General features: G+C 41.5%; 26 protein-coding genes. 3 read left to right on the forward strand and 23 right to left on the reverse strand.

All coding sequences use genetic code 11. The features are described 5' to 3' along the window. Positions 1-21: 21 nt before the first annotated feature. The gene (locus C509_RS0100990) at positions 22-840 is read left to right on the forward strand and encodes an SDR family oxidoreductase (protein ID WP_018705025.1); all 819 of its coding nucleotides are present in this window, start codon (positions 22-24) and stop codon (positions 838-840) included. Between the two features lie 226 nt (positions 841-1,066). On the opposite strand, the gene C509_RS0100995 is transcribed toward C509_RS0100990, so the two are convergent. From C509_RS0100995 to C509_RS0101030, 7 genes are all read right to left on the reverse strand, one after another. Further along, entirely contained in the window at positions 1,067-2,725 is a 1,659-nt protein-coding gene (locus C509_RS0100995) for a glycerol-3-phosphate dehydrogenase/oxidase (RefSeq protein WP_018705026.1), read from the reverse strand. A gap of 30 nt (positions 2,726-2,755) precedes the next feature. After that, complete coding sequence (gene glpK, locus C509_RS0101000; RefSeq protein WP_018705027.1) at positions 2,756-4,252, reverse strand: glycerol kinase GlpK; 1,497 nt, start codon at positions 4,250-4,252, stop codon at positions 2,756-2,758. 359 nt (positions 4,253-4,611) lie between these two features. Next, positions 4,612-4,872, reverse strand: a complete 261-nt coding sequence (locus tag C509_RS0101010; protein ID WP_018705029.1) for a hypothetical protein — start codon at positions 4,870-4,872, stop codon at positions 4,612-4,614. 350 nt (positions 4,873-5,222) lie between these two features. Further along, positions 5,223-5,567, reverse strand: coding sequence for a YolD-like family protein (locus C509_RS23170; protein ID WP_018705030.1), 345 nt, complete (start codon positions 5,565-5,567; stop codon positions 5,223-5,225). Then, complete coding sequence (locus C509_RS27410) at positions 5,564-5,776, reverse strand: LexA family protein (RefSeq protein WP_018705031.1); 213 nt, start codon at positions 5,774-5,776, stop codon at positions 5,564-5,566. The genes C509_RS23170 and C509_RS27410 overlap by 4 nt, the downstream gene beginning before the upstream one ends. Positions 5,777-5,796: 20 nt before the next feature. Then, positions 5,797-7,026, reverse strand: a complete 1,230-nt coding sequence (locus C509_RS0101025; RefSeq protein WP_026319615.1) for a DNA polymerase IV — start codon at positions 7,024-7,026, stop codon at positions 5,797-5,799. Then, positions 7,023-7,244, reverse strand: a complete 222-nt coding sequence (locus C509_RS0101030) for a WYL domain-containing protein (RefSeq protein WP_018705033.1) — start codon at positions 7,242-7,244, stop codon at positions 7,023-7,025. The genes C509_RS0101025 and C509_RS0101030 overlap by 4 nt, the downstream gene beginning before the upstream one ends. Positions 7,245-7,575: 331 nt before the next feature. Here C509_RS0101030 and C509_RS25940 point away from each other — a divergent pair, with 331 nt between their 5' ends. After that, positions 7,576-7,734, forward strand: coding sequence for a hypothetical protein (locus tag C509_RS25940; protein WP_018705034.1), 159 nt, complete (start codon positions 7,576-7,578; stop codon positions 7,732-7,734). Between the two features lie 520 nt (positions 7,735-8,254). On the opposite strand, the gene C509_RS23175 is transcribed toward C509_RS25940, so the two are convergent. Together C509_RS23175 and C509_RS0101045 are read right to left on the reverse strand one after the other, a co-directional pair. Continuing rightward, complete coding sequence (locus tag C509_RS23175) at positions 8,255-8,437, reverse strand: holin (protein WP_018705035.1); 183 nt, start codon at positions 8,435-8,437, stop codon at positions 8,255-8,257. Further along, the gene (locus C509_RS0101045) at positions 8,422-8,745 is read right to left on the reverse strand and encodes a hypothetical protein (RefSeq protein WP_018705036.1); all 324 of its coding nucleotides are present in this window, start codon (positions 8,743-8,745) and stop codon (positions 8,422-8,424) included. The genes C509_RS23175 and C509_RS0101045 overlap by 16 nt, the downstream gene beginning before the upstream one ends. A gap of 1,030 nt (positions 8,746-9,775) precedes the next feature. Between C509_RS0101045 and C509_RS23180 the strand changes: the two genes are divergently transcribed. Continuing rightward, the gene (locus C509_RS23180; protein WP_281168051.1) at positions 9,776-10,099 is read left to right on the forward strand and encodes a tyrosine-type recombinase/integrase; all 324 of its coding nucleotides are present in this window, start codon (positions 9,776-9,778) and stop codon (positions 10,097-10,099) included. 113 nt (positions 10,100-10,212) lie between these two features. Here the strand turns inward: C509_RS23180 and mutL are convergent, their stop codons facing one another. From mutL to C509_RS0101125, 14 genes are all read right to left on the reverse strand, one after another. Continuing rightward, the gene (gene mutL, locus C509_RS0101055; protein ID WP_018705038.1) at positions 10,213-12,087 is read right to left on the reverse strand and encodes a DNA mismatch repair endonuclease MutL; all 1,875 of its coding nucleotides are present in this window, start codon (positions 12,085-12,087) and stop codon (positions 10,213-10,215) included. An 18-nt stretch (positions 12,088-12,105) separates the two neighbouring features. Further along, entirely contained in the window at positions 12,106-14,709 is a 2,604-nt protein-coding gene (mutS, locus tag C509_RS0101060) for a DNA mismatch repair protein MutS (protein ID WP_018705039.1), read from the reverse strand. Between the two features lie 246 nt (positions 14,710-14,955). Next, positions 14,956-15,510, reverse strand: a complete 555-nt coding sequence (cotE, locus tag C509_RS0101065) for an outer spore coat protein CotE (protein WP_018705040.1) — start codon at positions 15,508-15,510, stop codon at positions 14,956-14,958. 285 nt (positions 15,511-15,795) lie between these two features. Then, positions 15,796-16,224 (reverse strand): YlbF/YmcA family competence regulator, encoded by a 429-nt coding sequence (locus C509_RS0101075; RefSeq protein ID WP_018705042.1) that lies wholly within the window; start codon positions 16,222-16,224, stop codon positions 15,796-15,798. Between the two features lies 1 nt (position 16,225). Next, a complete protein-coding gene (gene miaB, locus C509_RS0101080) occupies positions 16,226-17,767 on the reverse strand; it encodes a tRNA (N6-isopentenyl adenosine(37)-C2)-methylthiotransferase MiaB (RefSeq protein WP_018705043.1) in 1,542 nt (513 codons plus the stop codon). Between the two features lie 324 nt (positions 17,768-18,091). Beyond that, positions 18,092-18,343, reverse strand: coding sequence for a hypothetical protein (locus C509_RS0101085; protein WP_018705044.1), 252 nt, complete (start codon positions 18,341-18,343; stop codon positions 18,092-18,094). Positions 18,344-18,656: 313 nt separating this feature from the next. Then, a complete protein-coding gene (spoVS, locus tag C509_RS0101090; protein ID WP_018705045.1) occupies positions 18,657-18,917 on the reverse strand; it encodes a stage V sporulation protein SpoVS in 261 nt (86 codons plus the stop codon). Between the two features lie 139 nt (positions 18,918-19,056). Continuing rightward, positions 19,057-19,854, reverse strand: coding sequence for a TIGR00282 family metallophosphoesterase (locus tag C509_RS0101095; RefSeq protein WP_026319616.1), 798 nt, complete (start codon positions 19,852-19,854; stop codon positions 19,057-19,059). A gap of 153 nt (positions 19,855-20,007) precedes the next feature. Beyond that, complete coding sequence (gene rny / locus C509_RS0101100; protein ID WP_018705047.1) at positions 20,008-21,570, reverse strand: ribonuclease Y; 1,563 nt, start codon at positions 21,568-21,570, stop codon at positions 20,008-20,010. A 212-nt stretch (positions 21,571-21,782) separates the two neighbouring features. Then, on the reverse strand, positions 21,783-22,826 hold the full coding sequence (gene recA, locus C509_RS0101105) for a recombinase RecA (RefSeq protein WP_018705048.1): 1,044 nt from the start codon (positions 22,824-22,826) through the stop codon (positions 21,783-21,785). A 328-nt stretch (positions 22,827-23,154) separates the two neighbouring features. Next, on the reverse strand, positions 23,155-24,396 hold the full coding sequence (locus C509_RS0101110; RefSeq protein WP_018705049.1) for a competence/damage-inducible protein A: 1,242 nt from the start codon (positions 24,394-24,396) through the stop codon (positions 23,155-23,157). A gap of 15 nt (positions 24,397-24,411) precedes the next feature. Then, the gene (gene pgsA, locus C509_RS0101115; RefSeq protein ID WP_026319617.1) at positions 24,412-24,990 is read right to left on the reverse strand and encodes a CDP-diacylglycerol--glycerol-3-phosphate 3-phosphatidyltransferase; all 579 of its coding nucleotides are present in this window, start codon (positions 24,988-24,990) and stop codon (positions 24,412-24,414) included. A gap of 119 nt (positions 24,991-25,109) precedes the next feature. Further along, positions 25,110-26,006: a helix-turn-helix domain-containing protein gene (locus C509_RS0101120; RefSeq protein ID WP_018705051.1), complete on the reverse strand. Its 897-nt coding sequence runs from the start codon at positions 26,004-26,006 to the stop codon at positions 25,110-25,112. Positions 26,007-26,015: 9 nt separating this feature from the next. Beyond that, positions 26,016-26,816, reverse strand: coding sequence for a DUF3388 domain-containing protein (locus C509_RS0101125; protein WP_018705052.1), 801 nt, complete (start codon positions 26,814-26,816; stop codon positions 26,016-26,018). Positions 26,817-26,895 lie beyond the last annotated feature (79 nt).

Raw genomic sequence — 26,895 nt, forward strand, 5'->3', positions numbered from 1 at the left:
TCCAAATCCGGAGGGATATTTATGAAACCCGAGAAAAAGATCGCTATTGTAACTGGAGGTGCTTCCGGAATCGGAAAAGCACTGTGCCATGAGCTTGTTTCACGAGGCATTTTTGTCATTATTGCCGATGTCGATGAAAAGAAAGGACAGAGCGTTGAAGCGGATCTTAATGAAAAAATAGTAGTCTCCAGATACGAATTTTTGGACGTGACCAACTTTAAACATGTTGAACAGCTTATCAAAAAAATTCAGAAAGAATATGGCCGCCTGGATTATCTGTTTAATAATGCTGGAATTGCCATGTATGGCGAGTTATATGATATGACCATCGAAGACTGGAATGAGATGATGGACATCAACTTATGGGGCGTTATATATGGTACTCAGGCTGGATATAGCATTATGAAAGAGCAGGGATTCGGTCATATCGTTAACACCGCATCAGCCGCAGGGCTTGGACCAACTCCCATTTCATCAGTATACTCCACGACTAAACACGCAGTAGTCGGACTGACAACATCACTGCATTATGAAGCTGAGGAATTCGGAATCAAAGTAAGTACTCTCTGCCCAGCGTTCGTGGATACTCCCATCTTTGAAAAAGCCAAAGCAGTCAATATCAATAAATCACTTATTATGAAGCAATTGAAAAAACAGAAAGTCATGACACCGGAAAAACTCGCAAAAATCACTTTGGATGAAGTCCATAAAAATAAGCCAGTCATATGTCCGATGCCTTTGCGAAAAACAATGGATACCTTTTTCGCCATATTTCCTTCCGCACACCATGCCTTGATGAAGATGGTTTGCAAAGTAAGCCGACAGTCCCGGATCAGCTAAACAAAATAGGAATTTAATCGAGGTTGAAAATGGTTTTTAAAAAAAGGGTTCATGAAACCAGTTACAGGCATCCATTTTATTAAAAACAGGTACCGATTCTTATTTAAAGCAGATCTTTCCAGCGATTGGTGACCGGTTTGGTGAAAGCGAACCATATACGGGAATTTTTACAGCACACTGGTAACTACGAATTCAGGCCAAAAATAAAATCTTCTTGCAAGATGTTCTATTCCTTTTCAGGTTCAGGAGCAGCTGCATCCGACATATATTTTTCCAGCTCTTGCTCATATGCCCTTTTTTGTTCTAAAGGCCACTTAAAGACATCAGACATCACTTGTACGGCTTCCACTTTGCAGCGTTTAACTCTCTGGATATTAAAATAAAGGTCTCCTGTCCGCCTTATAAAAAAGTCAACGGGTGACACAGCCATTTCGTCATTCACTGCATACATTAACTCTGCATACAAGAGACGGTTGACAGAAAAACCTGCTTCCAGAGCATAATTGAACAAGATACCGGCATTCGATCCATATTTAGCAGCCAAGTAGCTGCCCTCCTTCTCGGTTAAGCCAAGTGAGGGTGCCTTTTTGGCATGAAAATGGATCCATTCATCGAATTGTTCAGCGTCTCCGACTTCCCCGCCCGACAGGATGCAGTTTTTGGTTGCACATGCAGCAAAAGGTCCGCTGCCCTTTGATAACAGTCTTTTAACGACCAGTGAAACAGCTCGTTTTGCCATTTTCCGATAACCAGTCAATTTGCCGCCCGCAATTGTAATCAAGCCGGTATGTGATTCCCAGATTTCGTCCTTTCTGGATATCTCGGATGCAGTTTTCCCCTCTTCATAAATAAGTGGACGCACTCCCGCCCAGCTTGATTCGATATCTTCCAATGTCAAATGAACCTTCGGAAAGAAATTCGTAATGCATTCAAGCAAATATTCACGATCTTCCTTATTCACCTTAATTTTTGCCGGATCCCCTTTGTAAAATGTATCCGTTGTTCCTATATACGTTTTTCCAGCTCTCGGAATGGCAAAAATCAAACGACCGTCCGGTGCGTCAAAATAGATTGCGTTCTGCAATGGTAGTTTGGAGTTGTCAATGACGATGTGAACCCCTTTGGAAAGCTTCAAATGCTTATTATCAACATTTGCCCTTTCATCGGCTGACCGTACACCATCCACCCATGGCCCCGCCGCATTAACAATAATTTTCGCCCGAATGTCTACAGACTGCCTGCTAAGCACATCTTTTACACGAACACCCATTATTTTATTCTCTTGATCATAGATAAACGACTCAGCCTTAACATAATTGATGATGTCCGCCCCCTTTTGAGCAGCCGTTTTCAATACTTCAATCGTAAGACGGGCATCGTCTGTAAGGTATTCTACATACTCGCCTGCTCCCAACACCCCAGCTTCTTTCAATAACGGTTCTCTCACCATGGCTTCGGCGGGCGATAACATTTTCTTCTTTTCCTCTCGCTTAACACCAGCTAAAACATCATAGAGTGTTAATCCGATACCAGTAGTCCATTTTCCAAATGTACCGGCTTTTTTAAAAGGAAGAAGCATCCGAATCGGCGTTGTGATATGCACTGCGTTTTTATAGACAATGGCCCTTTCCCTGCCAAGTTCAGCAACTTCCTTTATCTCACCCTGCTTCAAATAACGCAGGCCGCCATGGATTAATTTTGTTGACCGGCTGGATGTACCTGATGCAAAATCATTCATTTCCACAAGGGCGGTTTGTATTCCGCGGGTGGCCGCATCCAGGGCAATGCCAGCTCCTGTGATGCCGCCACCAATAATCAAAAGCTCATACTCACGGGATGCCAGTTCATGCAAAATATGTTCTCTAGACAAAGAAGAAAAAATCATCGCTTTTTCACCCACTTTTATATAGACAGATCAGGACAACTTAAAAGCTGTGGCGGCTTTGACAGCGGTTTTCCAGCCCCTATACAATTTTATCGATTCTGTTTCAGACATGTGCGGAAGGAATTCCTGATCCAAGGACCACCTTAACCCGATTTCCTTTTTATCCTTCCAAAACCCGACAGCAAGCCCCGCCAAATAAGCTGCACCCAAAGCTGTTGTTTCATTGATTTGCGGTCTTTCCACTCCAACCCTAAGCAAATCACTTTGAAATTGCATCAGAAAGTTATTTTTTACCGCACCGCCATCAACACGAAGCTTTTTCAGGGCAATACCCGAATCCGCCTCCATTGCCATCAGCACATCTTTCGTTTGATATGCAAGTGATTCAAGAGTTGCACGGATAAAATGCTCTTTGGAAGTTCCTCTTGTCAACCCGAATACTGCACCACGGACCTCACTGTCCCAATAAGGGGTCCCCAGTCCGACGAATGCAGGAACCACATATACCCCATCCGAAGATTCCACCTGCATGGCATACTGTTCACTCGAAGGAGTGTCATCGATCATTTTCAATCCGTCCCTTAACCATTGAATGGCAGATCCTGCGACAAAAATGCTTCCTTCAAGCGCATACTCCACTTTGCCTTCCAATCCCCAAGCTATGGTTGTCAACAGTCCATGATTTGATTTTACAGGCTTTTCACCCGTATTCATCAACATGAAGCAGCCTGTACCATAAGTGTTTTTTGCCATTCCTGTTTCGAAGCAAGCCTGACCGAACAATGCAGCCTGTTGATCTCCTGCAGCTCCTGCAATCGCCACTTCTTGTTGAAAAAAATGCTCCGGCGCTGTCCTGCTGTAAATTTCAGAGGATGGCCTGACTTCCGGAAGCATCGAAGCAGGGATTTCAAGTATATCCAATAACTCCTTATCCCACTCCAATGTGTGAATATTGAACATCAAAGTCCTTGAGGCATTTGAGTAATCCGTTACATGCGCCTTCCCACCTGATAGTTTCCAAATGATCCATGAGTCCATAGTGCCGAACAGCAGATGTCCGTCCTTTGCTTTTTCCTTTGCTCCATCCACATGATCAAGTATCCATTTCACTTTCGTTGCTGAAAAATACGGATCGATCAACAGTCCTGTCTTATCTCTGAACATGTCTTCAAGCCGGCGATCACGCAACTCGCTGCATATGGACTCGGTTTGCCTTGACTGCCAGACGATTGCGTTATAGATCGGCTGGCCTGTAGACTTGTCCCATATGACTGTTGTTTCCCTCTGATTGGTAATGCCGATACCTGCAACCTGTGAGGGGTTCACCCTCGCTTCAGTCAAGCAGGAAACGATAACAGCCAACACCGAGCCCCAAATTTCATTCGCATCATGCTCCACCCAGCCGGGATGGGGGAAATACTGAGTAAATTCTCTTTGCGATATATTGACCACTTCACCATCTTTATTAAAAAGAATAGCCCTCGTACTTGTTGTTCCCTGATCGATAGCCATTATGTAATTATCCATTGGTTTTTTCCCCTTTCCAATAGTTTATATATTATAGCAATAAGAGTCGTAGAACGAGAATTCCATGCAGTATGCGTTATCAAAAAACTTATGCCCGATTTTAGGTTTGTTACCTTGGTAAAATAGAGGATTCCAAAGAACCTTCTGGGGCAACCTCAAAGTGTTTGACCTATTTGAAGCTTTGGCGGCCGTATTTCTGGGGTTACCCCACTCATCGGTCTGATTCTCCGCACCTTCTTCAAGAAGCATTGGCATAAACGTTGTCCTTCAGAATGATTTGTACCTCCTCCTAATCTTCCCATCTAGCAGTCTGCCAATAAATTGGGATTAAAAAATCAAGCACCCAAACTGATGCTTGATTATTTGCCGTAATAGGCTATGCCGATGGATACAATAAGCACAACAAACATCAATGCCGCGTACATCCATGACAGCCTTTTAATATTATACTTTAATGATGTTTTCTCGTAAGCATGGGATCTCGATAATTCGTTTTCGACGGTATCCCCTTCTTCTTCATACTGTTTCATTTGTCTTGAAACATCTCTTCCCACCAGAAACGTTCCGACAAGAGCAGCTATACTTACAATAATCCCGGCAATGATCATATAAGCAGTCATATCTTTCACTCCTTGGCATCCTATACCAACATTATACCGCTTTACTAAAATATTTCATTGTTTTAAAAAAGAATCTGTTACAAATTATAGATATTTTTATTTCGCGTGACATTATTCATGTAAATCGGATCTTTCAGGGGTTATGAAAATATTAATGGTAACTAGTTTTTTGAATTATTTCAATACCGTTTAGAAAAATTAGGTCAGGTTGTTAGAGTTCTGGTCAATCGGGATTGAAGGTCACCCTTTTATCGCATTGCCAAACTGCCCCACATTTAAAATCCATGGTGATACTTTTTCGAATTAAGCATGGCATCAGAGTCATTTGGATATTCAAAACCCCGCCTATTTTATTCAGAATATTCAACTTCAACAATTGCATCAAATTTTATTTTATGTATTTGCTCCTTCTTATCCACCACGTGGATTTGTTTATTTATCTCGTCAATAAAATGGAGGTTCCCCGTGATTTTCTGGAACTGCCTTTCTTTCCATAAAGTAATAATAACAGACTTATTATACTCAATTGCGATATACAGAATATCATTGATTTCCTCCAATTGCTGTTCATCAAGCTGAGGCTGCTGAACCTCTCCCTGTTCATCCCGCCAAGATAGAATCTTTTCAACGTGCTCGGGCAATGTCATTCTGCTTGATTCCCATCGCATGTTACTGCCTTTAGTGAGCTTATTCATGATAAACACTTCCGTTTACAGTAAGTGTTCGATGTACTCCTGGTATAACCTTTAGCGTTAGGTTTGTCTAAATGACCAGATATTGATGGTACTGATTTAACACTTACCATTTCAGTCAATTCTCTATAGGCCGACAGATATCCTTTTCCGTCCACATGTCGCTTTATTGCTCCAATCATCTCTATCTGTCTTATTGATAAATTACCCATGATGCAACGCCCCTTTTTCTCTATTTATAGTGTCCGCCTATTTTTACCGCCCTCTCAGCAGCCTGACCGGCTCCTGTTAATGATGATGCTCTATACAATGCCGTTCGGCCATATTTATCCCAAATGGTGTCAAATGCTGTGTTCAAGCTTTCTTTTAAGGCATACCGATCAAATAAATCAATCTGATAATTATTGGCCGGCTGCAGGTTTGACATACTAACCCCTAAACTCCGTATCGGCTGCCGATCCCAAAATTCTAAAAGCAATTGAAAAGCTGCATTAAAAATGTCCAAATCATAATTAGTTGGGACCGGTAATGTGACCTGCCGATGAAAACCGGTGGGAAAATCAAAATCAGCGCCTCTGACGGCACAAGAAACGGTTACACCCATATACCCTTTTTTCCTGCACCTACGTGCCACTTCTGTGCACAGCTCCAGGAGCACAATTTTGATTTCATTTAACTCGGAGTAATCCCTCGGCAACGTCATATGATGACCGATTGCTTTTTGACGATTGTACGTGGTCACTGTGACGGGAGAGTAATCAATGCCATTTGCTGTTTGCCAAAGGACCTCTCCATTTATGCCCCATCTCTTTTTGAGTCTTTCCAATGGAAACTTGGCAAGACCGCCGATTGTAGAGATCCCCATTCCATTTAAATGTTTTTTCATCCGACTTCCAACCCCGAACATTTTTCCGACTGGCAGCTGCCAAAGTTTTTCTATGTTACTTTGATCCAACCGAAAAATACCATCTGCATTTTTCTTTGCAAAATTATCGCAGGCCATCTTTGCCAATATCTTATTTGGCCCAATGCCTACTCTGGCATATACTCCTGTATTGTTAAGGATGGTACTCTGCAGTTTTTTCGCCATTTCAAACTGATCACCAAAAAGCTTTTGGCTGCCAGTGACATCCATGAATTGCTCATCAATACTAAACGGCTCAACTAAATCGGTATACTGCTCCATGATTTTGCTAATTTGAATTGAAATATCTATATACAACTGCATGTGCGGTCTGACTACTTTCACATGGGGGCATTTTATTAACGCCGATCCCAGTGTTTCAGCTGTTGTGATTCCGAACTTTTTTGCTAAAGGGCATGCAGCTAGGACAATTCCACTACGGCGTTCCGGATCCCCGGCAACGATCACAGGCTTGTTTTGCAGGGAACTGTCTCTGGCCTTTTCTACTGATGCATAGAAGCTTTGCATGTCGGTAAGGAAAATTACCTTCTCTTTCAACATACACCTCTTCTCCTTTGCTTTATCGGGGCGACTGACAATATGTTGCTCAATGTAAAGGTGCGGAATTGCCTCTTTTGATAGCAGTAGGCTTTGATCGCCGAATCAGTAACAGCAATCACTTTGATGGTGCGCTGTGACAGCTGAGCGTTTTTATTCATGTAGATCATTTCAAGTCTCTGCTTGGACCTTGCTGCACGTTTTAACAAGCTTTTCATATCATCACCCCGAACGTTCGTTTGCGCTTATTATATGCGAACGTTTGTTTGTTATTCAAGTGGTAATATTTTCTTACAACTAAACAAGAAAATATTTAGTACGTCTCTGAGTCTTCCCAGTTGCTTTACTTCTGATGCTGCCGTTTCCAATCCATACATTGTTCTTTCTTCGTTGACAGTTTCACTTCTTTCAGCGATAGAAAAAGGACACAAAACAACGCTTTTTGCGTCATTCAGTGTCCTATGTCAGACCATAATTTTTTAAAAAATAATTATTTGTTGAAGTTAACGTAGCGTCATATTTTATACTTGTTATTAGGAGGCGATAGCGGTGAAAAAATATTTTCAATGGAAAAATATTATCATTGGTAAGATTGACAAAAGTCATCCTCAATCGGAGGAACTCAACAAATCAATAGATGAAAGTTTTTCTTCTGCTAAGAAAATAATAAATGAAGTAATCTCTTTTACTGATTGCAAACGTAACTAACGGTATTTTTTGAGGGGTACAAACTGGTGCCCTTTTTTTGTAAACTGGGGGCGTTTTGGAATCTCACCACATTTTTATGCAATCACTATCGTTTCATCTGCCACACCGACAAATTACATTCTGTTTCCATGATCGTGGAGTTGCAGGCTGCTCGCAGTCCCACTGAATAGCACATCTTATCAAGGCATTGGATTCAAGAACTTAAAACATTTCATTTAAAATTCCATAACGATGTTGTTCAATCTCTACATAAAATCTGAAGTCAATGTCATTTGTTCTGCCATTACCTGTTTCATTCCTCCTAAAAGAACGCATTTATTTCACCTTTCGTATCAGCAACTTTTCTATGACATCGAATTAGCTGAAATCAGGAGAATTCAATTCCACGATCAGTCATACGCATGCTTCAATCTTGTAAGAAACCGGTGAAAATCCAAAAATGGTTTCCGAAAGATTGAGGCACTCCTTTACATAAAAATATCACGTCACCCCGAATTACAAATCCACCGAAAGCTTCGGCCTATAGTCGATACACAATTTCCATATCTGTAAACAAAGTTGCTATTGCTCCAATGCCTATCCCAAGTACCAGGGACACCAATGGAGTCCATCTTTCTTGGATATTAAAAACCTTTTTGACCAATTGAAAAAACACCGTGATGATTGGCGCCAGGATTGTTGCAAATATTAAAATCTGTTCCACTTTGTTTCCCTCCTAAAGTTTAGATGTAATAAATTCAAAAAGCAGGTAGACAATCCCACCCGCTCTAGAACCTTACCTAGTATCTGCCAATTGTTATCGTGATTTGATAGCTTTTTATAAAAAAACTCCTCCTTCATTCGATTATTGATGGTATTGAGTATTTTCTTTTGCTCGTTGTTGCCTTCCTTCACCATATTTTCAACGCTATCCATTTTTGAGGATAACCCTGTCATCGTCACTTCCAAGGCCGTTATACGTTGTTCGTGATTTTGCCAAATAGGCTTGTTATCCAGCTTCTCATCAAGCATTATTTACCCCCTCCCAATTCTCTGTCTAAGACTTTGTAATGAAATAAACATCTTAAATTAATTTATTAGTCATCTAGCTGTAATCCCCAAATGGTAATCTTATAACTCAGCCAAATAACATCTAAGGAGTTACCAAATGAGCATAAAAGCCTTAATTTGTATATTTTCTAAGAAACATAAATTTAACTACTATACTGATCAATGCGTCAGATGTGGAAAAATAAGAAAAGTGATTTAAAATTAAATAATCATGACCACCTCCTTTTCTACAAAATAAAAAGCACCGCATTGGTGCTTTAAATCTCATATTTAGTAAAAAAATCTTTTGCCGTCAATTTGTCCAAATCTTTGTTAACTTGATGCATAATCGCTTGACCACTAATTATTTTTACCAATTCATTTGTTCTTTTATCCACTATATAATTATGGTTTAGCCCGGTGTACTTATTTAGTTTGTAAAACCGTGACGCAAGTTGTTTCTCTTCGTCATCATTTAAAATAGGAATCATATAATATTCAAGTGACCAACCTACATCTATATTAAAATTCCTTTTTAATATACGTTCACATTCATCACTTTAATAATTGCTTCTTTTACGCTAAAAAACTTGGTGGGTACGATTCGGTATCATTTCCTTATACCAATATCAGTAGTTTTGAAGCAAGCAAGGGAATGATCGGGCATACTATTAGGTTTCTTTGCAAGTGGAAATAAAGTGAATAAACGACGGGGACATCGATGGTTTTATTAACCACGTTAGACAAACGATGGGAAAAAAGGATCGAGTCCGGAACCAATTAATCCGGGAGTCAGAAGTGTTGTCGAGGAATTAAAAGAATTAGCATCTTTAAGAGATAGCAGGATACTAACAGAAGAGGAGTTTCAGAAAGAAAAGGAAAAAATTTCAAATCATTAATATGCCCTTCCTGGTCTTTTCTTATAACCAAAAAGAACATACGTTCGCAAGAAGAAATGCAAAGCCCCTAGACAAATAGCGGAAATAGAGATATTTCCATAACCGAAGAAATTATTGAATTACAGTCGTATAAACTTAAAAAGCAAAAACAACTACTTAAAGTGGGTATGAAGCTAAATGATGATCACTTCGTTATTTCTTCATTTGGCGGAGAACCGACTAATCCTAATACGATTCACAAGCAATCCTTATATGATATAAAACTTGCAGGAGTAAAACAGGTTCGTTTTCACGATTTAAGACATACTCATGCTTCGATCATGTTAGAAATTGGCGAAAATCCAAAAGTGATCTCTGAAAGATTAGGACACTCAAACACTAATATTACTTTAAATAAATATAGTCACGTCACCCCCAATTACAAGATTCTTCAATAGAAAACTCTTCAAAAGCGATACGAAATTCAGGTTCCGATCCAAGAATATGGACAAGATCATAAAAACAACAACGTAAAACCCTTATATATCAAGGATTTCACGTTGTTGTTTTTTTACATTATTCTCTTAAACATTTTTTCCATGTCGGTAATGGAAAAATGTACGATGATCGGCCTGCCGTGAGGGCAGGTGAACGGATCTTCCGCCCTCCGTAATTCATCCAGAAGTGCCTGGATTTCATCGTCACGCAAATAGCGGTTCGCCTTAATGGCAGCCTTGCAGCTCATCATGATTGCTGCTTCTTCACGAAGCTTCTTAATATCAATCTTATTCATTGAAAGCAGCTGCTCAATCATTTCTTCAATGATTGTCTGTTCCTGGCCTCTTGGGAACCATGCGGGATGTGACCTGACAATAAAGCTGTTCATTCCAAACTCTTCCAAAAAGACCCCTACAGACTGGAGCTCTTGACTATGTTCTTTGATTTTCATGTACTCATCGGCTGAGAACTCCAATGTGAACGGAACAAGCAGTTGTTGCAAGTCATTCGACACTTTGCCGACCTTTTCACGGAAATATTCATATTTGATCCTTTCTTGAGCGGCGTGCTGGTCAATCATATACAGACCAAGTTCATTCTGTGCGAATATATAAGTGCCGTGCATTTGACCAATTGGATAAAGTGCGGGAAATCGTTCTTTTCCAGAGGTTGTTTCTTCAACTTCATCAACATGGACGTACTCAGGCTCTTCATTTTTTTCAATCGTTTGTACGTTTATTTCATTTGTTTTTGATATTTGGGCAGCCGGTTCATATTCTACCGGATCGTAAAGCTTCTTCATTTCTTCTGCTGACGGCAGTTTTTCTTTTTTATAAGAAGGTGACGCGGGCAGCTTTCTGTCTGTCTTGATCGGTTGTTTCTCAGCTGGCTCCAGTCTGAACTCCGCTTGGAAACTCACATTCTTCTTTTGGGAAGTCGGCATAACACCGGAAGGAATCAGCTGCTCTTTTTTAAATGCCCGCTTGACTGTTTCAGTGATGAATTCCTTTAATTCTTGCTCTTTGCTCAATCTGACTTCCAATTTAGCCGGATGAACATTGACATCTACTAAGATCGGATCCATTTCAACGGATAAAAGAGCGATCGGAAACCTCCCGATGGGCAAAAGTGTATGATAACCATCAAGTACTGCTTTGACAAGTGAATAGTTTTTAATAAACCGGCCGTTGATCATTGTTGAAAGATAGTTTCGGGATGCCCGCGTAACTTCAGGCCGGGCAATAAACCCGGAAACCGAAAAATCCAATGATTTGGCACTTACATGGATCATGTCCCTCGCAACGTTTTTTCCATAGATAGCTGCCAGAACCTGCCTTATATCTCCGCTTCCATTAGTATGAAGCAGAATGCGCCCTTCATGGCTCAGGCGTATGGATACTTCCGGATGAGCCAGCGCCAGACGGTTGACAACGTCGGTAATATGTCCAATTTCGGTATGAAGGGTCTTAACATACTTAAGCCGTGCAGGCGTATTGAAAAATAAGTCGGAAACCGTGATGTCTGTTCCTTTTCGTGAAGGAGCTTTTTCATGGTTGATCAGTTTTCCGCCTTCCAATACTGCTTTTGTTCCGTCTTCCCCTTCCCTTGCCGTAACCATTGTCAGGCGTGAGACTGAGGCGATACTCGGAAGAGCTTCTCCGCGGAAACCAAGAGTACGAATCCGGAACAGATCATGTTCATCTTTGATTTTACTGGTCGCATGCCTTTTAAAAGCTGAGATAGTATCCTCTTCTCCGATTCCTTTGCCGTTGTCTATGACACGAATTTCGCCTAGACCCGCCTCTTTTATATTTATTTCAATGATAGTACTGCCTGCATCAACGGAGTTCTCCACTAGCTCTTTTACAACAGAGGCAGGACGTTCAACGACTTCACCAGCAGCTATTTTGTTGGACAGCGAATCATCCAGCTCTATGATTTCACGCATTATTTCGCTCCTCCCCTGTTATTTCCTTAATTTTTTCTGTAGCGAAAAAAGAACATTTAAAGCTTGCAGAGGATTCATCTCGAGCAGGTTTAAGCTCTCGATTTCTTTTAAAACCTTTTTCTCATGCTTATCAACGTCTGATTCCTTAGGTTCAGAGAAAAAGGCCAATTGTTCATTCGAAACATTCGTTGGAACCGGCTCTTTCACTTCTTCTACAAAAATAGATTCGGAACTTTTTTTGCCATTGGACTGTTCCAGTTGACTTAAAATTTCTTCCGCACGTCGAATGAGCGTCCCGGGCAATTCTGCAAGTTCGGCTACATGGATCCCATAGCTTTTATCAGCAGCTCCGTCTTTTACTTTATGAAGGAAAACGAGCTTTCCCTGATGTTCTGCTGCACTTACATGGACATTTTTTAAACGGGATAACTGCTTATCTAATCCTGTAAGCTCATGGTAATGGGTTGAAAACAAGGTTTTTGCACCGATTCGGTCATGAATATGTTCAATGATTGCCTGGGCAAGCGCCATCCCGTCATAGGTAGAGGTACCGCGTCCGATTTCATCGAATAATATCAAACTGTTTTTAGTAGCATGAGTGATGGCATTTTTTGCTTCCAGCATTTCAACCATAAATGTGCTCTGACCCGAAATCAAATCGTCTGCTGCACCGATTCTCGTAAAAATTTGATCAAAGATCGGAAGCTTTGCTGTTGACGCCGGTACAAAACATCCGATTTGCGCCATGATTGCCGTAAGGGCTACCTGTCTCATATACGTGCTTTTACCTGACATATTCGGTCCTGTAATGAGAAGCATTTCCCTTTTAGGATCCATCATACAGTTATTTGGAACATACTCTTGCGAACCCATCACTTTTTCAACAACCGGATGTCTTCCGTTTTCAAGGATCAAGTCGCGGTTGAAATGGAGCTCCGGCTTCACATAATGCCTTGCCTCGCTAACAGTTGCAAAGCTTTGGTAAATATCAATCTCGCTGATAATTTTTGCCGTCTTTTGAAGCCTTGGAATAAATTGTTTTACTTGATCCCGGAGATCAAGAAATAAATCATATTCCAGTTCAATGGACCTTTCATCGGCCTGAAGAATCAAAGCTTCTTTTTCTTTTAACTCAGGGGTAATAAATCTTTCTGCATTCGTCAACGTCTGTTTTCGTTCATATCGGCCTTCCTCAAGAAATTTCACATTGGCTCTTGTAACTTCTATGTAATAGCCAAATACCCGATTGTAGCCAACTTTCAATGATTTAATACCGGTTTTTTCACGTTCATCCTTTTCCAAGGCGGCAATCCAGCTTTTGCCGTTTCGGCTTGCATCGCGGTACTGATCCAATTCCTCGTTGTAGCCATCCTTGATGATGCCGCCTTCTTTGACGGATATCGGCGGATTTTCCGCCACTGCCCGTTCGAGCAAATCAGTCAATTCCTCACAAGGATCAAGTTCCTGGGCAAGCTTGTCTGTTTCATCGTTTCCCATACCTTCTATTAAGCTTCGTATCGCCGGGATCTGGACCAGTGATTTTTTTAATTGGATGAAATCACGCGCATTTGCGTTACCGAAAGCCACTCTTCCAGCAAGCCGTTCTAAATCATAGACGCTTTTTAATAGTTCCTGCAAGTCAAGCCGCTCAAAATAATGCTCAATGAATAACTCCACTAAAAGAAGACGCTTTTCAATCAATGATTTGCTGATCAGTGGCCTGTCAAGCCATTGCCTAAGCAGACGTCCCCCCATTGCAGTGGAAGTTTCATCCAGCAGCCAGAGCAGTGTCCCTTTTTTGTCTTTTCCGCGAATGGGCTCCGTTATTTCCAGGTTTCTTTTAGAATAAAAATCTATTTTCATAAATTGGTTATTTTCATAGATTGCAAATGGCTGCAAATGATCAAGACTGCGCTTTTGTGTTTTTTTCAAATAGTGAAGCAACCGTTGAGCCGGCTCTTGGAGCTCTTTAACGTTCAATTTCTTTAGGATTTGTTTGAATTCATCCTGTGTATGGCAATTCTCTTCGTAAGAAATAACCGCTTGGAATCTTTCTTTAATTTTCATGAGAAGGGCTTTATCTTCATCCGGACATGCAATGACTTCCTTTGCCCCGATTGTTCCCAATTCATCCAAAAGCAGATCAACCGAACCTTCCAGCACTGTTACCCTGTTCTCCCCAGTCGAAATGTCCGTATAGGCTATCCCGTATGATTGGTTGTTGAAATTGGCAATCGCTGCTATGTAATTGTTTTCTTTCGCTGCTACGCCTTTCCCATCCATGACTGTTCCGGGAGTGATCAACTGGACTACTTCTCTTTTTACAACACCCTTGGCATGCTTGGGATCTTCTGTCTGTTCACAAATCGCCACTTTATAGCCCTTTTGAATTAGATTCTCAATATAACCTGCAGCAGAATGATGGGGAACACCACACATGGGGATTTTTTCTTCCGCTCCGCCATCTCTGCTTGTCAATGTGATTTCCAGTTCCTGGGATGCTTTCAAGGCATCTTCAAAGAAAAGTTCGTAAAAGTCTCCAAGACGAAAAAATAAAAAGGCATCCTGGTACTCTGCCTTTACTTTTAAATATTGCTGTATCATTGGTGTATACTGACCCATATGTACCCGTTTCCTTTCCATTCAAACGCTTAGACTGATTATATCATACCATCATTACAGAAGAAGTTTCCATAAAGAAAAAGTGCTTGGTGAACCTGATGAGGAAGTCTATCTAGAGAATTGTGCTGTGTCACTCGCCAGCGTCGGACATCCAGCCCGTCGGAAAGTTAGACATGATGTATTATGTTTTCCGATTTAAATCTTCCTTTTCAAAGAAAAAACCGGGAATTCTCCCCGGCTTTATACTTATTCTTCTTCTTCGTGTGCAACAAGGAAATCCGGATCAATTTCCTCAAATTCTTTGTCATCCAATTCATCTTCCCAATCATCGTCATCATCATCGCAGCTGCATTTATCATGATGGATTGCGACGCAAATCTTTGTTTCCCCGATGACTTCAACCAGGAATTCTCTCTCCACATTGACGAGTATCCTGTTCCCTTTCTTTGATATGACAGCTTCGACACAATTTGGCTGTTGGAGCACTTTGGCTGAGACAATTTTATCATCCAGACAATCAGGGTCACGGTATTTAAGTTTGATTACGTCTTTATAATCAACCTTTTCTGTCACCACCGATGTCTTTGTATTATCGTGATGGGAATACCAAACATTAATATCAAAAGAGCCGCAGACTTCGACATTTTTGCCTACTTTCCGCGCTTCATATTTATGATTGATAATCCAACAGCCGAGTATGCTCGAAGGATGGTTTGGCGGGTTGATCGTATGATTGGACAGTGTCAATTTGCGCCCTTTCGCAACGACCGCTTTCGTTATAATTTCTCTATATTCTGCCATTCGAGCGAAACCTCCTCATTCATTTTCATTTCATCGTATGCATTCATCTGGACTCCTGTGCTTAATTTGCAAGCCCTTGCCCGCCTATATTTAGGCAGTCATCCAGATTCACCTTAAAGTGTTTAATAGGTATCTCCCTGTTTATGAAATAGATGCATTGAGAGCCTGCTTGCACACTATAAATTATGGCATCTGTCATGAATGGGTGTTTGTCCAACAAAAAGAGCCCCGCCCAAATGGGCGAAGGCTCCGGATATTTCTTATGAACTTATGATTAAAGGTAAATCAAGAACAGCTTGATGGGCTGTTTTTCAGTTTTGATCCCGTTTCGCCTGACAGCAGGTCTCCGCCTGTGGAAACGAGGATTTCATCTGTGACCTTATTCGAAATGGCGCTTGCCACCATTTGAAGCAAGTCATTGACATCCGTTTGTGATTGCTTAAATTCCTGAACGATAGGAATGTCATCCAATTCCTTTTCAAGTTTTTCAAGTTTCTCTTCAACAAGCTTCAATGCCCGGTCTTTTTCATAATGTTGAAAATTGACCGCCTGTTTTTGTAAGCTTTTGATGCTTGCAATCATTTCCCTTACTTTTTGGTTTTCGTTAATTTGGGCCTCTGCACGTTTAAAGAAATCCACTTCTTCCGTATTGGCGATCATTCTTGCCAATTCATGCGCACGCTCAACAATATCCTCTTTTGTATACTTTGCCATTTTAGTTCACCTCAGCCACTTCTGGTTCTTCCACCATTACTCCATCCAGCGTCCATGTTTTTGCCTCTACAATTTTTACATTGACCAATTTCCCGATTGCAGACTTCGGACCTCTGAAATTTACAAGTTTATTTTTACGTGTATAGCCTGCGAGAACATCAGGGTTATTTTTACTTTCGCCTTCAACAAGCACTTCCACAACTTGGCCTTCATATTTTTTCATTGCTTCCGCGGAAAGCTCGTTTACCAATTGATTCAAACGCTGCAATCTCTCTTTCTTCACTTCCATTGACACATTATCTTTCATTTTTGCTGCAGGAGTGCCCTCACGCGGTGAATAGATAAAAGTATAAGCTGTTTCGAATCCGACTTCCTTGTAAAGCGTCAGTGTCTCTTCAAATTGTTCATCCGTCTCGTTAGGGAAGCCAACGATAATGTCGGTTGACAAGGAAACATCCGGAATAGCCGCCTTAATTTTTCTTACGAGCTCAAGGTACTGTTCACGATTATAGACACGTCCCATTATTTTCAAAATGGCACTTGATCCAGATTGGACCGGCAAATGGATATGCTCCACCATATTCCCTTTTTTGGCAAGGACCTCGATCAAACGGTCGTCAAAATCACGTGGATGGCTTGTTGTAAAGCGGATCCGTGGAATATCAATTTTTCTTAGCTCATCCATTAAATCGCCAAGCCCGTATTCCATATCATCGAAATCTTTTCCATACGCATTGACGTTTTGCCCAAGGAGGGTGATTTCTTTATAACCCTGTGCGGCCAAATGGCGGACTTCCTGGATAATGTCTTCCGGCCGTCTGCTTCTTTCTTTTCCACGAGTATATGGAACGATACAGTACGTACAGAACTTGTCACACCCATACATGATGTTGACCCATGCCTTGATGTTTCCCATACGGACTTTCGGAAGGTTCTCGATAATGTCGCCTTCTTTAGACCATACTTCAATGACCATTTCTTTGGACATGTAGGCTTCACTTAAGATATGAGGCAATCGATGAATGTTGTGCGTTCCGAAAATCATGTCCACAAATTGGTGTTTTTCCAAAATTCGGTTGACAACAGATTCTTCCTGTGACATACAGCCGCACACGCCAATCAAAAGGCCTGGTCTTTCTAATTTCAGTGATTTCAGATGTCCAAGTTCACCGAAAACTTTGTTTTCCGCATTCTCGCGAATGGCACACGTATTCAAAAGAATGACATCTGCGTCCTCAACTGTTTCAGTATGCTCGTACCCCAATCCCATAAAGATGCCGGCCATAACCTCGGTATCATGCTCGTTCATTTGGCATCCATACGTACGGATATAAAACTTTCTCCCATTTCCCATGCCAAGAAATTCCTCGGGAATCTCAAAGTCTTTATGATATTTTACCTCTTCCCGTCCCCTCTTTCTTGCATCTTTCAAGGAAGGAGGCATATAGACAGTTTGGAAATACTTGCTGTAATCCTTCTCTTTCTTTTCAGAGGAGGCATTTTGCTGCACTTGGTTGCTTTCCAAACGCTGTTTCTCGTTCATAAAAATCCCCTTTCTATTTATAAAGAACGAATCCGGCCCATTGTAAGCCAAAATGAATGTAAAATGTAATGCAGTATTTTTCCATACATTCTTTTAGTATAATCCCTTTTTTTTTTGAATACAACAGGAGGGTACTTTTGTAGACAATTATTCGGAAATACATGATGGATGGGGTCAAATTACTTTACATAAAAATAGTGAAAACCTCTCAAATAGATCTCAGCAAGATAGTTCGAATAACCTTATGTATTTTGAAGGCTGACTGATAGACCTTAAATGGCCACCATAGAAAAACCATATTCAAAAAAAAGAGCTTTTTCAGCCCTATTTGGAATCCTTATGATTATTATCCATTAAGTTTTTCCCGCCACTGTACAGGCCGCTCGCAGACAAACCGAGCATCAATCCAATAATGATCCCTTCTTTAACATTTGGAGTAATAAAAAAAATACCGAATGCAAGTCCCAAAACAATTGCTGCCAATGGAGAATATTTCACCGGGAACCCATATCTTTTTAGCAATTGAACGATACCAATGATCAGAGGAACGATAGCAACATTATATATTTCAAACATAGATGCACACCACCTTTTTTAATTCGGCATTCTTGTACTATATTTATACGCGTAAAAAGATATCTTTGAACTAAGCAAAAGAATTAATTTTTGACCACATCAAGAGCCTGGCCTGCATGTGTAATGCTGGAGGAACTCTGTTGGATGCGTACTTTTCCCCCAGCATTAACTGCATGTGACCTTCGAAGAAATAATCTATAATAATGGATTATTTTCCAAACAAAAAAAGCCGGTTCCATATGTTGGATTCGGCTTAAAAATATCACTTATATAAAACCCGTAACTATGAAACGGGCCTTTTATATGTTTTTCACTATCTCGGTTCCACAATCAATTTTATTGCTGTTCGTTCTTCCCCATCAATCAGAATGTCCGTGAAAGCAGGTATACAGATTAAATCTACACCTCCGGGGGCGACAAATCCTCTTGCAATTGCAACAGCCTTTACTGCCTGATTCAAAGCCCCGGCTCCTATTGCCTGAATCTCCGCCCCGCCTCTTTCACGGAGAACCCCTGCCAACGCGCCCGCTACAGAATTTGGATTGGATTTTGCTGAAACTTTTAATATCTCCATTTCCTGTTCCTCCTTGTCATTTCCCCATATCGATTGCCATTAGACAAGCAATCGCGGTAGACCTTTCCACTGATACTATATTCGCGGAATGGAGGAACTATTCCGGTTTGTCCTAAACTGAAAATGAAGGAGGAAGGCTTCAGTCTTTAAAAAAAGGCCGGTCGTCATTAATCATAATCCGTTCAATCGATCTTGCCTTACCTGTTTCCTTGTTCACTTGTATGAGGCAGGCGCTGAGTTGCTTTCTTCCTGTTTTGGGAACCTCAAAGCGTGCTGGCAATGAGGTCTGGAAGCGATACAAGACGGCGTGTTTATCCATACCAAGAATCTCGTCGTACGGGCCTGTCATGCCAACATCAGTGAGATATGCAGTCCCGGCAGGAAGGATTCTTTCGTCTGCAGTTTGCACGTGTGTATGAGTTCCGATAACCGCAGTGGCTTTACCGTCAAGGAACCAGCCCATTGCCTGCTTTTCACTCGTAGCTTCTGCGTGAAAATCGACAAAAATAATATTGGTACGAGCCTTTGCAATCTCAATTAGTTCCTCCGCTTTTTTAAATGGACAGTCAAGCGGCGGCATAAAAGTACGTCCCTGAAGGTTAATAACCGCCACTTCCAAATCATTCAACCTTAAAAAGACCATCCCAGATCCGGGCGCTTCCGGGAAGTTAGCAGGCCTTATCATATATTTAGCGGTATCTACGAAATCGAAGATCGCTTTGTTATCCCAAGCATGGTTGCCAAGTGTGACCGCATTGGCACCAGCTTCAAGTAATTGTTTGTATATGGATTCAGTAATCCCTCTGCCTCCGGCGCTATTTTCGCCGTTCACTATGGTAATGTGTGGCCTGAAATGGTTTTTTAATTTAGGCAAATATTCTTTGACCATTTCTCTTCCCATTGAACCGACCACGTCACCGACAAATAAAATATTCATTAAGTGCTCCTTCTTTTCTAAAAAACTGTTTTTCATGATTGTATCATACTCAAAAAATAAAGATATATAAACCAAACTATAAGATCTTCAGTCTCCCAAAAGCAGACAGTCGGTTTTGTACATAGGAAAAGCGGTGTGAAAAATCACACCGCTTTATTTAGCGTATTCAACTGCTCTTGTTTCCCGGATAACTGTAACTTTGATATGACCGGGATAATCAAGATCATCTTCAATTCTTTTTCGAATATCACGGGCTAACCGATGTGCTTCCAAATCATTGATCTGTTCCGGCTTGACAATGATTCGAACTTCTCTACCCGCCTGAATGGCAAATGATTTTTCGACTCCGTCATATGACTCTGAAATCTCTTCGAGTTTCTCCAGTCGTTTAATATAGCTCTCAAGAGTTTCACTACGTGCTCCTGGTCTTGCTGCAGACAATGCATCAGCTGCTGCCACAAGAACAGAAATGATTGAAGTAGGTTCAGTATCTCCATGATGAGAGGCAATACTGTTAATAACAACCGGATGTTCTTTATATTTAGTCGCCAATTCAATTCCGATTTCCACATGGCTTCCTTCGACTTCATGGTCAATTGCTTTTCCTATATCATGAAGGAGTCCTGCGCGGCGAGCCAAGGCTTCATCTTCCCCTAATTCGGCTGCAAGCAACCCGGATAAATGGGCAACTTCAATAGAATGTTTGAGTACATTTTGACCATAGCTTGTCCGGTATTTCAAACGGCCGAGAATTTTAATCAAGTCGGGGTGGAGGCCATGAACACCAACTTCAAATGTTGTTTGTTCACCGACTTCACGAATATGCTCATCAACTTCACGCCTTGCTTTCTCTACCATTTCTTCAATTCGGGCTGGGTGGATGCGTCCGTCTTGTACTAGCTTTTCAAGTGCAATTCGAGCGGTTTCCCGTCTGATTGGATCAAAGCCTGACAAAATTACAGCTTCTGGTGTGTCATCAATAATGAGGTCAATGCCTGTCAATGTTTCCAAAGTCCGGATATTTCTGCCCTCACGGCCGATAATCCGTCCTTTCATTTCATCATTAGGCAGGTTGACAACCGAGACTGTTGTTTCGGCTACATGCTCGGCAGCACAACGCTGGATTGCGAGCGAAAGAATGCTTTTCGCTTTTTTGTCCGCTTCTTCCTTTGCCCGCGTTTCACTCTCTTTGATCATCAACGCAGTATCATGCGCCAATTCTTTCTCAACACTTGATAAAAGGAGTGCTTTCGCTTCCTCGCGTGTCAACCCTGAGATGCGCTCCAGTTCTGCTTTTTGCTGGCGGATCATTTCATCCACTTTGCTTTCCATCTCTTCAATATGTTGTTGTCTTCCATTCAGAGAGTCCTCTTTCCGTTCAAGCTGTTCTTCACGCTTGGACAGAGTGTCATCTTTTCTGTCGAGGTTCTCCTCCTTTTGCAATAAGCGATTTTCCTGTCTTTGCAATTCAGTTCTTCGTTCACGAAGTTCACGTTCTGTTTCAATACGGAGTTTGTGGTTTTCATCCTTCGCTTCCAACAGGGCCTCTTTCTTCAAAGATTCCGCTTCTCTTTTGGCTTCTTCCAAAATCTGATCCGCAGAACCATGTGCACCTGTTATTTTTGCTTGAGCAACTGATTTAAAGATGAAATAGGCAACAACTACACCGACGATAAGGGCAAGCAAAATGGAGATGATGAATATGGTCAGATCCATGTTTTCACCCCCTCTTGCTATAAACTTGTATCATTCTCTAACTGTCGGTTGGTACATGTTACAATATGCAGAGCCAAGCTCTAAATTTTACGAAAAAAATTGTAAAATATACAGTTTAATTTTATAGGTGCCGAGAATTATTGTCAAGCATAGACCCCGTTATTCCAAAATGAAAACAGCAAAACCGAAGTTTTGCTGTTTAAGTATCTTAATTATTGATCTAACAGGCTAAATTCTTCCTGTTCTTCTTCCTCAGGTACTGTGTTTTCGTCGTCCAGCCCATAATATTCCCGTATTTTAAACATGATCTCCCTGCGCAAATCCTCGTTTTCTTTCAAGAAGAGCTTTGCGTTTTCCCGTCCTTGTCCGAGACGTTCATCATTATAAGAGTACCAGGATCCGCTTTTTTGAATAATATCAAGTTCGGAACCCATATCAATGATTTCCCCTTCACGTGAAATACCTTCTCCATACATGATGTCTACTTCGGCTGTTCTGAAAGGAGGGGCCACCTTATTTTTGACAATTTTGATTCTTGTCTTGCTTCCCACGACATCCTGCCCTTGCTTCAATTGCTCGGCACGACGTACCTCAAGCCTCACAGATGAATAAAATTTCAAAGCACGTCCACCAGGGGTTGTTTCCGGATTTCCGAACATGACCCCCACCTTCTCCCTGATTTGGTTAATGAAGATGGCGATTGTTTTCGATTTATTGATGGCGCCGGAAAGCTTTCTTAAAGCCTGGGACATGAGACGGGCCTGCAGCCCGACATGTGAGTCTCCCATCTCCCCTTCGATTTCCGCTTTTGGTACAAGAGCAGCGACAGAGTCGATGACAAGAATTTCGATAGCACCGCTCCGGACAAGTGCTTCAGCTATTTCCAAAGCTTGCTCGCCTGTGTCCGGCTGTGAAAGAAGCAACTCATCAATATTTACACCAAGCTTTTGTGCATATACCGGATCGAGTGCATGCTCCGCATCAATAAAAGCCGCCGTTCCGCCACGTGCCTGTGCTTCCGCAATTGCATGAAGTGCAACAGTCGTTTTACCGGAACTCTCAGGGCCATAAATTTCAATGACCCGCCCTCTTGGATAGCCGCCAACACCGAGCGCTATATCAAGCGCCAGCGATCCGCTTGGAATCGTTGATACTTTACGGTCCGTCTGTTCTCCCAATTTCATGATGGACCCTTTTCCAAATTGCTTTTCTATCTGTTTCAAAGCCATATCTAATGCCGCTTGACGATCACTCACACATTTTCCTCCTCAAATATATTCATTCAAGTTTAAACCTTGGGATTTCCTAACAAAATCTATTTATATTATACCTTTTTTTCATATCATTGCCAAGCAAAAAGCGAACATTTATTCTGTATTTTGAAATGGAGGATAATGATAGAAAATGTATTTTTCATTAGCTGATAGTTGTATTTTCGAGCATTTATTTACCATGAAAATTTAAATATCAAAATGGCAATATTTCTTGGCTTGTCAATGTGATAAGAGCCCAGGTTTCCCTAGGTCACCGGAATACCGTTTGATAGGGTGATTCTTTTGCCAGAAAAAATAGAGCCTGGCAGCTCTATTTTTTGTCCAATTCTTTCAACAGGTAATAGCATCCCATTTTGACAGAACGTCGCCTGTTTCCATTACGTGTACCCGCCAGTTTTACGAGAACTGCTTTGGATTCCCGATCTTTGAAAGACATGCCGATCCATACAGTTCCGGCGGGGTGCCCCTCAAGCGAATCCGGCCCTGCTGCACCGGTGAAACTGATTCCGATGTCGGCATTCAACGACTCTCTGACATTTTCAGCAAGTTCTATTGCACACTGCTCACTTACTGCTCCGTGCTTTTCCAGTGTCTCGGGCTTTACATTACACAGCTTGACTTTGGCCTCATTAGAATAGCAGACGATACCGCCTAGCAGCATAGTGCTGACTCCCACTACCGAGGTCATTTCAGACTGGAACAATCCGCCTGTCAAGCTTTCGGCTGCAGTGATGGTCAATTCCCGATCCTCCAGTATCTTCAGCAACTCGGCCATCAATGAAGTGTCATCATATCCGTAAAAATACTCGCCGGCTTTTTCCTGGATTTCCTTTTCAATATTATCAAGCATAGCCATGGCTTTATCCCTGCTGTCGCTTCTAGCGGTCAACCTGATTGTCACTTCCCCATCGCCGGCTAACGGAGCCACAGTAGGATTCGTTTGGGCATCAATAATATCAGCTAATTTCTCAGCAATCTCAGCCTCACCGATATTAAAAAAACGAAGCACTCTTGATTCTATGCAATCCACTGTTTCCAGTTGATCAATGATTGCCTGACTCCCGTAGTTCCGGAACATCGGCTTCATTTCGTGGGGCGGACCAGGAAGCAGCATGTAAAAGTGTTGGCCTTCTTTAACAAACATCCCCGGTGCCATCCCATGTTCATTCGGGAGCACTTTTGCCCCTTTGATGATATGGGCCTGTTTTTCGTTATTTGCTGTCATATACCGCCCAGTTTTTTTAAAGTAATTCTGGATTCTTTCCCAGGCTTCATGATCAGTTTCCATCTCACGTTGCAAATGATCTGCAATGATTTCTTTTGTCAAATCATCCTTCGTGGGACCCAATCCGCCTGTAAAAATTAACAGATCAGCTCTTTTTTCCGCCTGCTTTATAGCATCTGTCAGCCGGTTTGGGTTATCACCTACGGCTGTATGGTAATAGACGTTGACACCGATCTCTGCCAACTGTCCGGAAAGATACTGGGCATTCGTATTGGCAATCTGGCCAAGCAGCAACTCAGTGCCGACACCGATAATTTCAGCTCTCATTCATGAATCACTTCCTTATTTCGAATGTTTAAATATACCACGGTTAATGTAAAAATAATCCCATCCTGACCAAACGGTAAAGATCAATGCTACCCATAACATAATGTCAGCAAAGGGGAATTGGATTGCTGAAAATGGCATATTATGAAGAAGCAGAGCGCTGATTGCAATAATTTGGGTCCAGGTTTTTATTTTCCCAAGCATATTGGCTGCCACCACTTCGCCGGTACCTGCCAATATAAGGCGCAGACCAGTGACTGCGAATTCACGGCTTATGATCACTATGACAATCCATGAAGGTGCCAAATGCATTTCAACCAGGACGATGAGTGCGGCAGAAACAAGCAATTTATCGGCAAGCGGGTCAAGAAATTTCCCCAGATTCGTCACAAGATTATATTTTCGTGCAAAGTAGCCATCGATCCAGTCGGTGACCGAAGCAATAATAAATAGTACGGCCCCGGTAAGATGCGCTACTTTCAAATCTGCGCCAAAATAATGGAGTGTCCCCCAGTCAAAAGGTACAAGCATCAATATCATGAATACGGGGATAAGTAATATTCTTGATACAGTTATTTTATTAGGTAAATTCATCCGTTGTCTTCCTCCTAAAAACGCAAGACGCCGCCTGGCGGCAACAAGCTTTGTACTTATAATTTCAATACTTGAAAAATGGCCGCCGATCGCGCGGCGGCCTCCCTGAAGCATGGTGTCTATTCATGATCAAACTTGATACTGATTTCCTGTGTGACATTCTGACCCGGGTCCAGTTCATATTCTAATTTTTGATCATTTACATGGATATCAGTTTCAAATGCCCGCCCAATAATGATATATGCGCCATTTTGATCGGACAAGTCGAAGCTTTGGCTTGCTCCATTTTGAAGCATCCCTTGAAATAGTTCTTGGTTGTTCCCATCGAGTATTTTGACCCATGTCTCTCCCGAAGACGCAGCACTCACCTTCAGTTCGAATTTGTCAGTGCCTGATAAATTGTATGTAGTCACATTCCCAGTGACGTTATCCATGACCATCTCTTGGCCTGGACTTTCATTCTGATTCTCCGATTCATTATTTTTATTATCTTTGTTTGATTCAGCTTTTTCCTTTTTATCTTTAGATGGCTCAGGAGTTTTGATTTCATCTGACTCTTCAATATCAACGGTTTGATCTTTACCATTACCAGCAGGCTGATTACCGGTATCTACATTCTTCGAAAAAAGATACCAAATAAAGAAGAGTACCGCGACAATGACAACACCGATCAAAATTTTCGGCAGCAACTCGGCAATTTTCGAGGTTCTTGCCGATACTGTTTTCCTCGTTTGTACACGGGAAAACTTTTCCGACAAATCATCCTCATAAGCAGCTGGAATCTCGTTTTTATATTCCTCGAATAGTTCATCAGCAGACAGGCCCACTGCCTCGGCATATTGTTTAATAAAAGCCCTCACATAAAATTTACCCGGAATCTTGCTGTAATCTCCCTCTTCAATACCTGAGAGGTACTTTTTCTGGATTTTTGTCATTGATTGCAGCTGGTCCAGGCTGATCCCTTTTTCCTCACGAGCCGTTCTCAGACGGCTCCCTAATTCAGTCAAAGCTAACACCTACCCATCCTAAAAGTCGAAGTTACCAAAGCCCCCAAGTCCTGGCTCGTCAAATAAGTTCTGCTTATCGACCACATCATATGTTATCTCTTCGTCAGGATTATTACGCAGTTCGATTATGTAATCGAAGTCCTCGATTGAATACTCCGAATGCTCTACAAAAATATCTGGATGCTCAATCACTTTTACAGCCGGCATCCTCATAATTTCCCTGACCAGTTGAAGATGCCGTTCATCTGCTCTTCTTCTTGATACAATTCCATCTATAATGAAGATATTGTTTTCATTATATTCGTCTTTTATGAGTTCTTTTCGAATTGTCTGTTTTAATAAAGTGGAAGAAACAAAAAGCCATTTTTTATTGGCACAAACGCTTGCCGCCACAACTGATTCCGTTTTGCCGACTCTAGGCATTCCTCTTATGCCAATCAATTTGTGTCCTTTTTCCTTGAAAATTTCAGCCATGAAGTCAACAAGAATCCCCAGCTCATCCCTGACAAACCGAAAAGTCTTCTTATCATCAATATCTCTCTGAATATAACGCCCATGCCTTACAGCCAGTTTGTCGCGCAATTTAGGCTCCCTGATTTTTCTTACTTTGATCGTTTCCACTGTTTCCAAAATAGATTCAAGTCGCTTGATTTGATCCTCGCTTTGTGCGCGAATCAAAAGTCCCCTTCTGCCTGCATCAACACCGTTAATACTAACAATATTAATTGAAAGCATGCCTAGAAGTGAAGAAACATCCCCTAGTAAGCCAGGACGGTCGATTGTAATTTCATATTCCAAATACCATTCTTTACTTTCCATATAAAACAGCTCCTCGAAAAAATGGAAATCGATCCTTTATCACATCATTTCTAGCTTATATCATATCTGATTTTAGTCA

Source organism: Siminovitchia fordii DSM 16014 = CIP 108821 (assembly GCF_000374565.1).
In the GTDB taxonomy this organism is placed as follows: Bacteria; Bacillota; Bacilli; order Bacillales; family Bacillaceae_C; genus Siminovitchia; species Siminovitchia fordii.